The organism is Streptomyces sp. CB02414 (genome assembly GCF_001905385.1).
Lineage (GTDB): Bacteria > Actinomycetota > Actinomycetes > Streptomycetales > Streptomycetaceae > Streptomyces.
Genome location: NZ_LIPF01000009.1, coordinates 12,105 through 26,227 on the forward strand (window position 1 = coordinate 12,105; position 14,123 = coordinate 26,227).

Annotated in this window: 12 protein-coding genes; 6 read left to right on the forward strand and 6 right to left on the reverse strand. The window is 73.0% G+C overall.

Annotated elements, in window-relative coordinates; translation table 11 throughout:
• Nucleotides 1–22: 22 nt before the first annotated feature.
• Both AMK11_RS27215 and glpK read left to right on the forward strand, forming a co-directional pair.
• Complete coding sequence (locus AMK11_RS27215) at nt 23–772, forward strand: MIP/aquaporin family protein (RefSeq protein ID WP_073730728.1); 750 nt, start codon at nt 23–25, stop codon at nt 770–772.
• Between the two features lie 52 nt (nt 773–824).
• Nucleotides 825–2,351: a glycerol kinase GlpK gene (gene glpK, locus AMK11_RS27220; RefSeq protein ID WP_073730729.1), complete on the forward strand. Its 1,527-nt coding sequence runs from the start codon at nt 825–827 to the stop codon at nt 2,349–2,351.
• Between the two features lie 59 nt (nt 2,352–2,410).
• Here glpK and AMK11_RS27225 read toward each other — a convergent pair whose 3' ends face one another.
• From AMK11_RS27225 to AMK11_RS27240, 4 genes are all read right to left on the reverse strand, one after another.
• The gene (locus AMK11_RS27225) at nt 2,411–3,016 is read right to left on the reverse strand and encodes a GTP-binding protein (protein ID WP_073730730.1); all 606 of its coding nucleotides are present in this window, start codon (nt 3,014–3,016) and stop codon (nt 2,411–2,413) included.
• 67 nt (nt 3,017–3,083) lie between these two features.
• Nucleotides 3,084–3,479, reverse strand: a complete 396-nt coding sequence (locus AMK11_RS27230) for a DUF742 domain-containing protein (protein ID WP_073730731.1) — start codon at nt 3,477–3,479, stop codon at nt 3,084–3,086.
• A 10-nt stretch (nt 3,480–3,489) separates the two neighbouring features.
• On the reverse strand, nt 3,490–3,924 hold the full coding sequence (locus AMK11_RS27235; RefSeq protein WP_073730732.1) for a roadblock/LC7 domain-containing protein: 435 nt from the start codon (nt 3,922–3,924) through the stop codon (nt 3,490–3,492).
• A complete protein-coding gene (locus AMK11_RS27240; protein WP_073731066.1) occupies nt 3,921–6,821 on the reverse strand; it encodes a sensor histidine kinase in 2,901 nt (966 codons plus the stop codon). Before AMK11_RS27240 ends, AMK11_RS27235 begins: the two co-directional genes overlap by 4 nt.
• Before the next feature lie 422 nt (nt 6,822–7,243).
• Between AMK11_RS27240 and AMK11_RS27245 the strand changes: the two genes are divergently transcribed.
• Nucleotides 7,244–7,828 carry a hypothetical protein gene (locus AMK11_RS27245; RefSeq protein WP_073730733.1) on the forward strand — a complete coding sequence of 195 codons (585 nt, stop codon included), beginning with the start codon at nt 7,244–7,246 and terminating at the stop codon, nt 7,826–7,828.
• A 27-nt stretch (nt 7,829–7,855) separates the two neighbouring features.
• Here the strand turns inward: AMK11_RS27245 and AMK11_RS27250 are convergent, their stop codons facing one another.
• Both AMK11_RS27250 and AMK11_RS27255 read right to left on the reverse strand, forming a co-directional pair.
• Nucleotides 7,856–9,040 carry an NAD(P)/FAD-dependent oxidoreductase gene (locus AMK11_RS27250; protein ID WP_073730734.1) on the reverse strand — a complete coding sequence of 395 codons (1,185 nt, stop codon included), beginning with the start codon at nt 9,038–9,040 and terminating at the stop codon, nt 7,856–7,858.
• Complete coding sequence (locus AMK11_RS27255; protein WP_073730735.1) at nt 9,037–9,360, reverse strand: bifunctional 3-phenylpropionate/cinnamic acid dioxygenase ferredoxin subunit; 324 nt, start codon at nt 9,358–9,360, stop codon at nt 9,037–9,039. The genes AMK11_RS27250 and AMK11_RS27255 overlap by 4 nt, the downstream gene beginning before the upstream one ends.
• 203 nt (nt 9,361–9,563) lie before the next feature.
• On the opposite strand from AMK11_RS27255, the gene AMK11_RS27260 reads away from it, so the two are divergent.
• The 3 genes from AMK11_RS27260 (at nt 9,564) to AMK11_RS27270 (ending at nt 14,094) form a co-directional block, all read left to right on the forward strand.
• Nucleotides 9,564–10,388 (forward strand): IclR family transcriptional regulator, encoded by an 825-nt coding sequence (locus AMK11_RS27260; protein ID WP_241847097.1) that lies wholly within the window; start codon nt 9,564–9,566, stop codon nt 10,386–10,388.
• 149 nt (nt 10,389–10,537) lie between these two features.
• Nucleotides 10,538–11,623, forward strand: a complete 1,086-nt coding sequence (locus AMK11_RS27265) for an S-(hydroxymethyl)mycothiol dehydrogenase (RefSeq protein ID WP_073730736.1) — start codon at nt 10,538–10,540, stop codon at nt 11,621–11,623.
• Between the two features lie 50 nt (nt 11,624–11,673).
• Nucleotides 11,674–14,094, forward strand: coding sequence for a GcvT family protein (locus AMK11_RS27270; protein ID WP_241847098.1), 2,421 nt, complete (start codon nt 11,674–11,676; stop codon nt 14,092–14,094).
• The last annotated feature ends 29 nt before the right edge of the window (nt 14,095–14,123 follow it).

Sequence of the window (14,123 nt, forward strand, 5' to 3'; positions counted from 1 at the left end):
CGGCCGGGGCCTAGGAGCCGTCATGAGCAACGGAGACATCTTCGTCGGCGAGATCATCGGCACGGCGATCCTCATCCTGTTCGGCGCGGGTGTCTGCGCCGCCGTGACCCTCAGGTACAGCAAGGCCCGCGCGGCGGGATGGGTGGTGATCGCGTTCGGCTGGGGGTTCGGCGTGCTGGCCGGCGCGTACACCGCGGCCCCGCTCTCGGGCGGACACCTCAACCCGGCCGTCACGCTCGGGATCGCCGTCGACACCGGTGAGTGGGGCAAGGTCTGGGTGTACGTGCTGGGGCAGTTCGTCGGCGCGATGCTGGGCGCCGTGCTGTGCTACCTCACGTACTTCGCGCAGTTCCAGGCCAACGTGCGCAAGACCGGCACCACCGAGGGAACGGCGGACGAACCGGTGCCGACGCTCGGCATCTTCTCGACCGTCCCGGAGATCCGGAACCCGGTCGCCAACCTGATGACGGAGATCATCGCGACCGTGGGGCTCGTCCTGCCGATCCTCGCCTTCGGACTGACGGAGGGGCTCGGCGAGTCCGGGACGCTGGTGCTGATCGTCGCCCTGCTCGTCGTCGGCATCGGTCTCTCCCTCGGCGGGCCGACCGGCTACGCCATCAACCCGACGCGCGACCTCGGCCCGCGCATCGTGCACTCGTTCCTGCCGATCCCGAACAAGGGCACTTCCGACTGGAGTTACGCGTGGATCCCGGTGGCAGGCCCGCTGATCGGCGGAGCGCTCGCCGGGCTGATCTACAACGCGGCCTTCTGACCGGCCGCCGCCGCAGCACTCCTCCATCACCGGCCAAGCCCAAGGGGTAGCCATGACGGACCACTCCGCCAAGTACGTCGCCGCAATCGACCAGGGCACCACCTCGAGCCGCTGCATCGTCTTCGACCGGGACGGCACGATCGTCGCCGTGGACCAGCGCGAGCACCGTCAGATCTTCCCCAAGCCCGGCTGGGTGGAGCACGACGCCACCGAGATCTGGTCCAAGGTGCAGGCGGTGGTCGCGGGAGCGCTCGCCAAGGCCGGACTCCGCGCCGGCCAGCTCAGCGCGCTGGGCATCACCAACCAGCGCGAGACCACCGTGCTCTGGGACCGCGCGACCGGCAAGCCCGTGCACAACGCCATCGTGTGGCAGGACACGCGCACCTCCGGGCTGTGCCGCCGGCTGGGCGGCACGGACGGGCAGGACCGTTTCCGCGAGCAGACCGGGCTGCCGCTGGCCAGTTACTTCTCCGGACCGAAGGCGGCCTGGCTGCTCGACAACGTGCCCGGGCTCAGGGCCCGCGCCGAGCGGGGCGAGATCGCCTTCGGCACCATCGACTCCTGGCTGATCTGGAACCTCACCGGCGGCACCGACGGCGGCCGCCACGTCACGGACGTGACCAACGCCGGGCGCACCATGCTGATGAACCTCCGGACCCTGGAGTGGGACCCGGCCATCCTGTCGGCCATGAACATCCCCGAGGCCGTGCTCCCGGAGATCAGGTCCTCCGCCGAGGTGTACGGCACCGCCGTCGGGCAGCTCGCCGGCGTCCCCGTGGCCTCCGCCCTGGGCGACCAGCAGGCGGCCGTGTTCGGCCAGGCCTGCTACGACGTGGGTACGGCGAAGAACACCTACGGCACGGGCAGCTTCCTGCTGCTCAACACCGGTGAGCGGCCGGTGCCGTCGAAGAGCGGGCTGCTGACCACGATGGGCTACAAGATCGGAGACGAGCCGCCCGTCTACTGTCTGGAGGGGTCGATCGCCGTCACGGGGGCCCTGGTGCAGTGGTTCCGCGACCAGCTGGGCATCATCCGCGACGCCGACGAGATCGAGCCCCTCGCGGCGAGCGTGGCGGACAACGGCGGCGCGTACATCGTGCCCGCCTTCTCCGGACTGTTCGCCCCCTACTGGCGCTCGGACGCGCGCGGGGTCGTCACCGGGCTCACCCGGTACGTCACCAAGGCGCACCTCGCGCGGGCGGTGCTGGAGGCCACGAGCTGGCAGACGCGCGAGGTCGTGGACGCCATGTACCAGGACTCCGGAGTGCGCATCACGACCCTGAAGGTCGACGGCGGCATGACGGGGAACGGTCTGCTGATGCAGCACCAGGCGGACGTCCTGGGCGTGCCGGTGATCAGGCCCCGGGTCTCCGAGACGACCTGCCTGGGCGCCGCGTACGCGGCCGGGCTGGCCACCGGTGTGTGGAATGGCCTCGACGAGCTCAAGGCGCACTGGCGTCCGGACGCCGAGTGGGCGCCCGCCATGGAGGCGTCGGTGCGGGACCGGGAGTACCGGAACTGGCGCAAGGCGGTGGAGAAGAGCTTCGGGTGGATGGAGGACGGCGACGGCGAGGGCTAGCCGGGGCTCGGGGCACGCGCGCGTGCGGAACGTCTCCGTGCCCCGATGCTCCGGGGCCGTCAGGTCGTGACGGCCCGGCGGCGGTCCGCGGCCTGGGCCATGGCGTGCTGGACCACTCCGATGAGGACCTCCTTGACCGACTCCCGGTCGCGTGCGTCGCACATCACCAGTGGCACGTCCGGGTCGAGGTCCAGGGCCTGGCGGACGGTCTCGGCCGGGTAGCGGGCCGATCCCTCGAAGCAGTTGACGCCGACCAGGAACGGGATGGAGCGGCGTTCGAAGTAGTCGACGGCGGCGAAGCAGTCCTCCAGGCGGCGGGTGTCGGCCAAGACGACGGCGCCGAGCGCGCCCTCGGAGAGCTCGTCCCACATGAACCAGAACCGCTCCTGGCCAGGCGTGCCGAAGAGGTACAGGACCAGGTCCTCGCGCAGGGTGATCCGGCCGAAGTCCATGGCGACGGTGGTGGTGTGCTTGGCCTCCACCCCGCTGACGTCGTCGACGGGCCGTCCGGCCTCGGTGAGCAGTTCCTCGGTGCGCAGCGGCCGTATCTCGCTGACCGCGCCGACGAGGGTGGTCTTGCCGACGCCGAAGCCGCCGGCCACCAGGATCTTGAGCGTGACGGGCTCGACCGGCGGCTTGCCGCGCTGAGAACGCCCGAAGATCATCGATCTCTTCTCCTTAACGTGCCGCTTGCCGTGTCCCCGGGCCGGTTCGCGGCGCTCCCGTGCCCCTTCACAGTGCCCTCAGGCCGTTGATCACGTCGCGCAGGATGCCCTCGTCCGGCAGTTCGGCCGGGGGCACGGGCCGGTTCACGTGGACCAGTTCGCTGTCCACGAGGTCACCGACCAGGACCCGTACGACCCCGACGGGCAGGTCCAGTTCGGCGGCGAGTTCGGCGACCGACAGGGGCGTGTGCCGGCACAGTCCGACGATGTCCACGTGCTCCGGGGCGAGCGTGACATCCGCCTCCGGGTCGTCCGCGTGGGGTTCCGTGACGACCACCGCGATCAGGTCGAGGCGGTGCTGGCCCGCACTGGAGGTGCGGCCGCGCGTCATGGCGTACGGACGGACGACGGGGCCGGCCTCGTCGTCGAACCAGTGGTTGCTTCCCTGACCGTCTGCGCTCATGTCATCCTGCTTACCCACCCGAGGGCAGATCGGTGCGCGGGGCGGTGCCCAGGTGCGCGCCGACCCGCTTCACGAGGAGGGTCATCTCGTAGGCGACCTGGCCGACGTCGGAGTCGGCGTCCGAGAGGACGGCGAGGCAGCTGCCGTCGCCGGCCGCGGTGACGAACAGGAAGGCGTCGTCGAGTTCGACGACCGTCTGCCGGACGCTGCCCGCCTCGAAGTGGCGGCCCACTCCCTTGGCGAGGCTGTGGAAGCCGGACGCCACGGCCGCCAGGTGCTCACTGTCCTCCCTGGTCAGGTCCTTGGAGGCCCCGGTCGCCAGTCCGTCGCCGGACAGGACGACGGCTTTGCGGATGCTCGCGACACGGTCCACCAGGTCGTCGAGGAGCCAGTTGAGCTCGCCGGACTTGGTGGTGGTCTGGCCGGTCGCCTTCGGTGCGGTCATCGACCGTCCCCCTTAGTCGTTCCTCGTGGTGCTTGTGGTGCTGTGCCGCCGGGGACGTCGTCCCCGGCGGCGTTCTCCCGGCGGCCGCGCTGCCAGCCGCGCTGGAGCGAGGCCATACGGCTGCGTACCTCCTCGGCGTCCCGGTCGGCGGGGTCGGGGCGGTCCTCGGCCGGTCTTTCGGCGCTCTGCCTGAGCTGGGGGGCGAGGTTGGCCTGCCGTACGCGCCGGGGCAGGGCGCCCGTCCCGGGTCCGGCGGCGGGCGGTGTGCCCGGGGCGCCGGGCTCGGGGGCGGTGCCCCGGGCGCGGTGCTCGCCGTCGTGGGCCGAAGAGCCCCGTGGCATGGGAGACGCGCCGCGGCGGCGGGCCGGCAGGGACGGCAGCGCGTCGGTCTCCGCGCGGTCGGTGCCGGTGATGCCCCGGCCGCCGTCGCGGCCGGCGGTACGGTCCTCGGCGCGGTTCTCGCGCCGGCGACGGGCCGGGAGCGCGGGGGGCTCGTCCGGTCGTTCCCGCGGCGTCGTCCGGGCTTCCCTCCGGGCCGAGTCCTTCGTGGGCGTCTCGTCCACGTCGTCCGGGCCGGCCCGTTCGGGGACCGGCCGCCCGTGCGAGCTGACCAGTTTCGGGGTCCGGCGGCGGGGCGGCGCGACCGGCCCGCTCGCCGCCTCCTCGCCCCCGGGTGACGCTGCGTCGTCGTTCCGGTCCTGGCGGCGCCCGTCCGAGCGGCGGGCAGCCGACGGGTCGTCGTCGTCCGCGGTGACGAGGGAGCGGCGCGGGCGGAACAGGCCGCCCCGTTCGCTGTCCTGGTCGCCGAGCCCGCCCGCCAGGTCGTCGAGGGCGTCCAGGTCGACGGGCGCCTCCAGTTCCACCGGCCCGTCCAGCAACGGGGACGGCCGTCCCGGCAGGCGTGCGGGAACGTGGGCCAAGGCGGAACGGCGGCTCTCCTCCCGCTTCTTCTCCGTCACGTGCTGGGGGCGGTCGAGACGGAAGCCGACGCCGTTGGTGTCCGGGGCGTCGTCCGTCAGGAGCGCGTCGGGGACGAAGACGACGGCCGTGGTGCCGCCGTACGGGGAAGGCTGCAGGGACACCCGGACGTTCTGCCGCTGGGCGAGCCGGCTGACGACGAACAGGCCGAGGCGGTCGGTGTCGGACAGCTCGAACTCCGGTGTCTCGGCGAGCCGGAGGTTGGCGTCGAGGAGGGCGTCGCCCGCCATGCCGAGGCCCCGGTCGTGGATCTCCAGGGTGAAGCCGTTGGCGACGCGCTCGCCCAGGACCTGTACGGCGGTGTGCGGTGGGGAGAACACCGTGGCGTTCTCCAGGAGTTCGGCCACCAGGTGGGTGAGGTCGGCGACGGCCGGGCCGGTGACGGCGACGCGGGGCAGCCGGCGGACCTCGATGCGCTCGTAGTCCTCGACCTCGGCGACGGCGGCCCGCACCACGTCCATGAGCTGGACCGGCTTGCGCCACTGCCGGGAGGGGGCGGCGCCGGAGAGGATGACCAGGCCCTCGGCGTGCCGGCGCATGCGGGTGGTCAGGTGGTCCAGGCGGAAGAGGTCGGCGAGTTCCTCGGTGTCCTCGGTGCGGCGCTCCATGGTGTCCAGCAGGGTGAGCTGCTTGTGCAGCAGCACCTGGCTGCGCCGGGCGAGGTTGACGAAGACCTCGGAGACGCCGGCACGGAGTTCGGCCTGCTTGACGGCGGCCTCCACGGCGGCGCGCTGGAGGGTGTTGAGGGCCTGGCCGACCTCGCCGATCTCGTTCTTGTCGTACTCCAGGCGCGGCACCTCGGTCTCGACGTCCACCTCCTCGCCCGCCGAGAGGCGGCGCATCACGCTGGGCAGGCGGACGCCGGACGCCTCGTGGGCCTCCAGGCGCAGCTGCCTGAGGTCGCGGATGAGGGAACGGCCGACGCGCACGGACAGGAAGAGGGAGAACAGCAGGGCGATCAGGCCGAGGGCGCCGGCGACGACCACCTTGGCGATGGTGTTCGTCGCGACCGGGTCGACGCGGTCCTGGTAGCGGTCGGCGGCGTGGTCGTCGAGGTCGCCCAGTTCGTCGAGGACGCTGCCCGCGGCGGTGTCCCAGCTCTGGGCGGTGACGCCGCGGGGCATTCCGGCCTCGGTGGAGACGGCCGCCTGCTCGGCGGTCCGCAGGGGGGCGGAGGCGGCGTTCTTCCAGAAGCGCTGGTAACGGCCGCGTTCGGCGGCGGGCAGCAGCGGGAGGTTGATGTCGTACATCATCGTCCGCTGGGCGACGAGGTCGGAGACGTCACGGGCCTCGGCGCGGGTGAGCCGGCCGGTGACCAGGGCGGAGCCGAGGAGGGCGTCCTCGCGGGAGAGCAGCTCGCGCGCGCGGGAGACGTTGACGAGTGCGCGGTACTGCTTGTCCAGGTTCACGTCGTCCACGACGTGGAGGTTGGCGAGCAGCTCGTGGCAGGGGTCGACGAGCCGGTTGTAGAGGCCGAGGGCCTGAGCCCGGTCGACGGTGCCGTCCTCGACGCTGCGGCGCAGCGAGCCGATGCCGTCGAAGGCGTCCAGTACGGCGGTGAGCCGCTCCTGTTCGGCCCGGCCCATCGCGTCGCGGACGTCGGCGTCCGCGGCGCCCCGGCGGATCTCGGCGACGGCCTCGTCGGTGGCGGTGCGGCTGCGCTCCAGGGCGGCCAGGCCGTCGGAGGCGCGCGGGTCGGCGAGGTGGACGAGGGTCTGGCGGCGCTCCTGCTGGAGGACGCGGATGGTGTCCTCGACCGGGTAGCCGATCTCCTCGACGACGGTGGTGACGTCGAACAGGCGGCTCGCCTCGCGTCCCGTGAGCACCGTTGCGAAGCCCCAGATCGCGGTCAGGGAGACCAGCGGCACGAGAAGCAGCGCCACGATCTTCCGGCGGATCGACTTCCCGCGAAAGCGCATGGCCTCCCCCAGCTCGTCCCCCACCGGCAGGGGGTACACATGTGCGTCAACAAACGGCGCGAGCCTACTACTGACACACAGGTAACTCGAAGACCTGTCCGGAATCCGAACCTCCGCACCGCCGTACGGTGATGGCCAGTTGTCCGGCCATTGCGGGAGATTGCCCACCGGGATCCGACGCCGGGCGGGGTGCGGCGCCCCGCCCTGAGAGCGGGTGGGTTGGCCGGATTTTTTCGGCCGGGCGGGCTTCCCGGGAATCTTGAGCGGCCGTCGTTCGTCCTTCACTACGGGAAATGGAGGCGGAATCGGCCACAGGAGCCGCATCCCGCCCCCGGGCGGCGTAAAGCAGCGCAAGCCGGGCAGCCAGAGGGGAGCCGTGTCCTCGGACACGGGCGAGCGGTCTGCAGGCGGTGGGGAGTGACATGGTGATGGGCACGGCGGAGCGGCGCAAGGCGCCCGAGGACGGTGGTGCGGCCGGGTCGACGGCCCGCTCGGTGCGCGAGGCGCCGGATCGCGACATTCCGTCGGCGGGACCGGTCCCGGCGGAACCGGACGCACCGGGGCCCGAGCGGCGGACTCGGGCGGACCGGCACGCAGAGCGTGAAGAGCGGCCGGCCTACCGGCCGTTGTGGACGGAGGAGCCCGCCCGGCGGCGCCGGCTGCCGGATCCAGTGCGTACAGCGGCCGTGCGGGCGGTGCTGGTCGTAGCCGTAACGCTGATCATGGCGATGGTGGCTTTCCTGTGCACGTTGGCCGGGTCCTGGCTGGCGTTCCCCATGGTGCTCGGCAGCGTGGCGGGCACGGTGGTGGCCACGTGGGGCGTGCTGGACGTGTGGGTGACCCGGCAGGTCTGGAACCAGCGGCACGGCGTGGTCTCCGTGCCGAGCAGCACCGCGCGGGCGATGCGGCGCGAGCGGCGGCGGGCGAGGCGACAGGCCCGGTCCGCGGAGCGGGCACAGGAGCGGATACGCAGGCGGGGCGGCGCGGGGCAGTTGTCGCACCCCTGAGCCGGCCGGGCCCGGGGAGGGCTCCGTTCACGACTGAGCGGATCGGACCAGTCCGGCCTCTCGGGCGAGTTCGCGTCGGGCCCGCGTGAAGGAGCGCGGCCTGTCCACCGCGAGCACCGCGGTCGTCCGTCCGTCCCGTTCGTAGCGGGCGAGGAATCCGTCCGGGCCCGGAACGCCGTCGGCGATCCCGCCCTCGGTGATGCGGACGCTGTCCCCGTGCCGGCGCCGGCCGGTGAACTGGATGCGGGCGCCGTACTGGTCGGACCAGAAGTACGGCTCCTCTACGGCGCTCCGCACGGTCCGCCCGGCGAGCAGGTTGGTCACGGCGACGCGGGGCTGCCCGGTGGCGGAGGTCCAGTGCTCCGCGCGTGTGCCGCCGACGCGGGCCACGTCGCCGACGGCGACCACCTGCGCCAGGGACGTGACGCAGCCGTCGTCGCACAGGACTCCGTCGTTCCGTACCAGCGGCGAACCGGCCAGCCAGGCGGTGTTGGGCGCGGCGCCGATGCCGAAGACCACCACGTCCGCGGGGAGGGTGCGGCCGTCGGAGAGCGCCACGCCGGTGACAGCGGCCGTACCGCGCAGCGCGGTGACGGTCGCGCCGGTCACCAGTTCCGTACCGGCGCGGCGGTGCAGCCCGGCGCACACGGCGGCCATGGCGGCGCCGAGTTGGGGCACGAGTGGCAGCGGGGCGGCTTCGACGACGGTGACGGTGTGCCCGAGGGCGGCGCACGAGGAGGCGGTCTCCGCGCCGATGAAGCCGCCGCCCACGACGACGACCCGGCGAGGGCCGCGGGTGAGCTCCGCGCGCAGGCCGCGGGCGTCGTCCAGGGTCCGCAGGGTGTGGAGGCCGGCGAGGTCGCGGACCGGGGGGCGCCGGGCCGACGCGCCGGTGGCGACGACGACACCGTCGGCGGACACGGTGCGGCCGTCGTCGAGCAGCACCGTACGACCGCGGGCGTCCAGGCCGCGGGCGCGCACGCCGAGCAACCACTCCGCGTCCAGAGCGGCGGTCTCCTCACTGTCGGTGAGCGCCAGTTGCTCCTCGCCGGTGCGGCCGGTGAGGAAGCCCTTGGAGAGGGGAGGCCGGTCGTAGGGGCGGTGGGGTTCGTCGCCGACGATCACCAGGCGGCCGTCGAAGCCCTGGGCCCGCAGTTCGCGGGCGGCGTAGAGGCCGGACAGGGAGGCGCCGACGACGGCGACGGTCCTCATGCGGCGCTGCCCTCCTGCGCGGCGAGACGGACGTGGACCACACCGTCCTCGACGACGACGCCGTGGGTGCGGACGGGCCAGCGGGCCGGGAGGCAGGTCGGCAGGCCGGTGCGGAGATCGAAGGAAGCGGCGTGCAGCGGGCACTCGACCAGGCACCCTTCCAGCCAGCCCTCGGAGAGGGAGGCGTCCTGGTGGCTGCACGTGTCGTCGACGGCGTAGAGGTCGCCGTCGTCGGTGTGGAAGACGGCGATCGGCGGACTGGTCGCGACGCGGACGGACTCACCCTTGGGGAGGTCTTCGAGACGGCAGACGGGAATCATGGGCTCCCCTCTCGGTACGGACCGCGTGGTGGGGAGGGGGCGGCACGCGTACCCTTCCGCGATCCGGACGCTTCGGTAACATGATGTTTCACATGGCGCACTGGAGAGCGCTATACGCAACAGAATCCGGGCGGGCGCCCTTGGCGTCAAGGGCTTCCCGCGGACGCGGCCCGAAAGGGCCGTCAGGTGGTGGGAGTCGAGCCATGCCCCGCACGCACAAGCAGCCCGACCATGGTGAGGACCGCGTGGAGAACAAGCAGGCCGGCAGAGGCGCGGCGAGCGGTGTGCAGTCGGTGGACCGCGCCGTGAGCGTCCTTGAGATCCTCGCCCGGCACGGCGAGGCCGGCGTCACCGAGATCGCCGACGAGCTGGACGTGCACAAGTCCACCGCCTTCCGCCTGCTCGGCGTCCTGGAGAACCGCGGCCTGGTCGCCCAGGAGAAGGAGCGCGGCAAGTACTACCTGGGGGCGGGAGTGCTGCGGCTCGCCGGGGCCGCGGCGGTGCGGCTGGACATCTCGCAGGAGGGCGTTCCGGTCTGCCGCGAACTCGCCGACGAACTGGGTGAGACGTCGAACATCGCGGTGCTCGACGACGACGCGGCGGTCAACATCATGCAGGCCCGCGGCACCGCCTCGGTGACGGCGCAGAACTGGCTCGGCAGACGCACCCCGCTGCACGCCACCGCCAGCGGCAAGGTACTGCTGGCCCACCTGCCGACCACCCTGCGCGAAGGCCTGCTGGCCCGCCCCCTGCACCGGTTCACCGAGCACACCGTCACCGGCGCGGCGGTGCTGCGCGGCGAGCTGGCGACCGTGGCGGACCAGGGCTACGCGATCACGCAGGAGGAGCTGGAGATCGGGCTCGCCGCCGTGGCGGCTCCCGTGCGCTCCCACGACGGCAAGGTGATCGCCTCGATCAGCGTCTCGGGCCCGGTGTACCGGCTGACTCCGGAGCGGCTCGCGGACCTGGCCGAGCGGACCCTGGCGGCGGGGGTGGAGCTGTCCCGCCGTATGGGCTACGGCGGCTGACCGGGCACGCGCCCGCGTGGCGCGGCACGGCGCCGAGGGGGTTCTCCCGGGCGTTGTCCCGCACCTCTTGACGGCCACTCTCCGGCCTTCCCACTATGTTCCTCATAGCGCAACCCATCGTGCACTGCGCAACAGCTGAGGAGCTTGTCGTGACACACGAGGTCCGTGCCGTAGTCGCTGTCGAGAAGGGCGCACCGGTCGAGGTGCGGACGATCGTCGTCCCGGACCCGGGCCCCGGCGAGGTCCTCGTCGCCGTACAGGCCTGCGGGGTCTGCCACACGGACCTGCACTACCGGGAGGGCGCGATCACGGACGGCTTCCCGTTCCTGCTGGGCCATGAGGCGGCCGGCACGGTCGAGGCGGTCGGGGAGGGCGTCACCGACCTGAAGCCGGGCGACTACGTCGTCCTCGCCTGGCGCGCCCCCTGCGGCGCGTGCCGCTCCTGCCGCCGTGGCCGCCCCTGGTACTGCTTCGACTCCCGCAACGCCGCCCGGCCGATGACGCTCCTCGACGGCACCCCGCTGACCGCCGCCCTCGGCATCGGCGCCTTCGCCGCCAAGACGCTGGTCGCGGCGGGCCAGGCGGTGAAGGTCGACCCGGCGGCCCGGCCCGAGGCGGCCGGCCTGATCGGCTGCGGTGTGATGGCGGGTTACGGAGCCGCGGTCCACACCGGCGGCGTCGGCCGCGGCGACTCGGTCGCCGTCATCGGCTGCGGCGGCGTCGGGAACGCGGCCATCGCGGGCGCCGCCCTGAACGGCGCCATGAAGATCATCGCCATCGACGTCGACGGGGGGAAACTGGACCGGGCCGAACGGTTCGGCGCCACCCATACCGTCAACTCGCGCGGCACCGACCCCGTCGAGGCGGTCCGCGCCCTCACCGACGGCCACGGCGTGGACCTCGCGATCGACGCCGTGGGGCACCCGGAGACGTTCCGCCAGGCCTTCTACATGCGCGACCACGCCGGCGTACTGGTCCAGGTCGGCGTGCCCGCACCGGGCACCGCGGTCGAGCTGCCGCTCATCGACGTGTTCTCCCGGGGCGGCGCCGTCAAGTCGTCCTGGTACGGCGACTGCCTGCCGAGCCGCGACTTCCCGTTCCTCGTCGACCAGTACCTGCACGGGCAGCTGGACCTCGGCGCCTTCGTCTCGGAGACCACCTCGCTGGACGGGGTGGAGGAGGCGTTCGCCAAGATGCACCGCGGCGAGGTGCTGCGCTCGGTGGTGGTCCTGTGAGCGCCCACAGCCCCGGGTCGAGCTCCCGCGGCCCCCGGTCCGTTCCCCGTGTGGTGGTCATCGGCGCCGGCATCGTCGGCTGCTCGCTCGCCGACGAGCTGACCGCCCGCGGCTGGACCGACGTCACCGTCCTCGACCAGGGCCCCCTGCCCGCCCCCGGCGGCTCGACGTCCCACGCCCCCGGCCTGGTCTTCCGGACCAGCCCCTCCAAGACCCTCACCGCGTTCGCCCAGTACACCGTCGAGAAGTTCACGTCCCTGGAAGCGGACGGCGAGCCGTGCTTCCGGCAGGTCGGCGGCCTGGAACTGGCCACCACCCCGCAGCGCCTGGCGGACCTGCACCGGCGCGCCGGGTACGCCGCCGCCTGGGGCGTGACGGGCGAGGTGGTCGGCCCCGCCCGCTGCAAGGAACTCTGGCCCCTCCTCGACGAGTCGGTGGTCCTCGGCGGCTTCCACACCCCCGGGGACGGCCTGGCCCACGCCCTGCACGCCTCCCGCGCCCAACTGGACCGCGCCACCGCGCGGGGCGCCCGCTTCCTGGACCGGCACACGGTCACCGGCATCGAACGGCAGGACGGCAGGGTCACCGGCGTGGTCACCGACCGGGGCACCTTCCCCGCCGACCACGTCGTCTCCGCGGCCGGTTTCTGGGGGCCGGTCGTCGGCCGCATGGCCGGGGTCGACGTCCCCTTGCAACCCCTCGCCCACCAGTACGCGAGGACCGGTCCGCTGCCGGAGCTGAGCGGGGCCGCGGCGGAGGCTTCGAGGCCGATCCTCCGCCACCAGGACCGCGACCTGTACTTCCGCGAGCACCACGACCGGATCGGCATCGGCTCCTACGCCCACCGGCCGCTGCCCGTCGACCCGTTCGCCGTCCCCGCCTACGACGAGGCCCGCTCCCGGAACATGGACATGCCCTCGTCCTACCCCTTCACCTCCGAGGACTGGGCGCCGAGCTGGGAGGACTGCCGCAGGCTGATGCCCGCACTGCGCGGGACCGGGATCGAGTCGGGCTTCAACGGCGTCTTCTCCTTCACCCCGGACGGCATGCCCGTCCTCGGTGAATCCCGCACGCTGCGCGGCTTCTGGCTGGCCGAGGCCGTCTGGGTGACCCACTCGGCCGGCGTCGCCAAGGCCGTCGCCGAGTGGATGGTGAGCGGACGGCCCGGGATCGACGTGCACGAGTGCGACCTCACGCGCTTCGAGGAAGCACAGCGTTCACCGGCATACGTCCGTGAACGCGGCTCACAGCAGTTCGTCGAGGTGTACGACGTCGTCCACCCGCTCCAGCCGATGGACCGGCCGCGGCCGCTGCGAGTGAGCCCCTTCCACGCCCGGCAGCAGCAGCTCGGCGCCCACTTCCTGGAGGGCGGCGGCTGGGAGCGCCCGCACTGGTACGAGGCCAACGCCGGTCTCGCCGAGGGCCTGCGGCTCCCCGCCCGCGACGCCTGGTCGGCCCGGCACTGGTCCCCCGTCGCGGCGGCCGAGGCACTGGCCACCCGCGAGAGGGTCGCGCTGTACGACATGACCCCGCTGCGCCGCCTGGAGGTGACCGGCCCCGGAGCCCTGGACTTCCTCGACCGCACGACCACCAACAACCTCCGCAAGAAGCCGGGAGCGGTCACCTACACCCTCCTCCTGGACGAGACCGGAGGCATCCGCTCCGACCTCACCGTCGCCCGCCTCGCGCCCGACCGCTTCCAGGTCGGCGCCAACTCCCCGGCCGACCTCGACCACCTGCTCCGGCACGCGCCCGCCGACGTCCACATCAGGGACGTCACCTCCGGCACCTGCTGCGTCGGCGTCTGGGGGCCGCTCGCCCGCGACCTCGTCCAGCCGCTCACCCCGGACGACTTCTCGCACGAGGCGTTCGGCTACTTCCGCGCCAGGCAGACGTACGTCGGCCACGTCCCGGTCACGGCCCTGCGCCTGAGCTACGTCGGCGAACTGGGCTGGGAGCTGTACACCACGGCCGACCTCGGGCTCCGGCTCTGGGACACGCTGTGGGAGGCCGGCCGGGACCTCGGAGTGATCGCGGCCGGGCGGTCCGCCTTCAACTCCCTGCGCCTGGAGAAGGGGTACCGGGCCTGGGGCACCGACATGACCGACGAGCACACCCCGTACGAGGCGGGTGTCGGTTTCGCGGTCCGCCGCGACAAGCCCGACTTCACCGGCAAGGCGGCGCTGGAGCTCAAGGGGGAGCCCGTCCGGCGTCTCACGCCCCTCCTCCTCGACGATCCGGCGGCCGTGGTCCTCGGTAAGGAGCCCGTGCACGTCGACGGCGTGCCCGTCGGTCACGTGACCAGCGCCGCGTACGGCTACACCCTCGGCCGCTGCGTCGCCTACGCCTGGCTGCCGGCCGGCCTGGCCACCGGTACCGGTGTGCACATCGAGTACTTCGGCGAGAAGGTGCCCGCCACGGTCGCCGACGAACCGCTCTTCGACCCGCGGATGACCCGCATCCGCCGCTAGCCATCCAGGACACCGGGAAATCCCGGGCA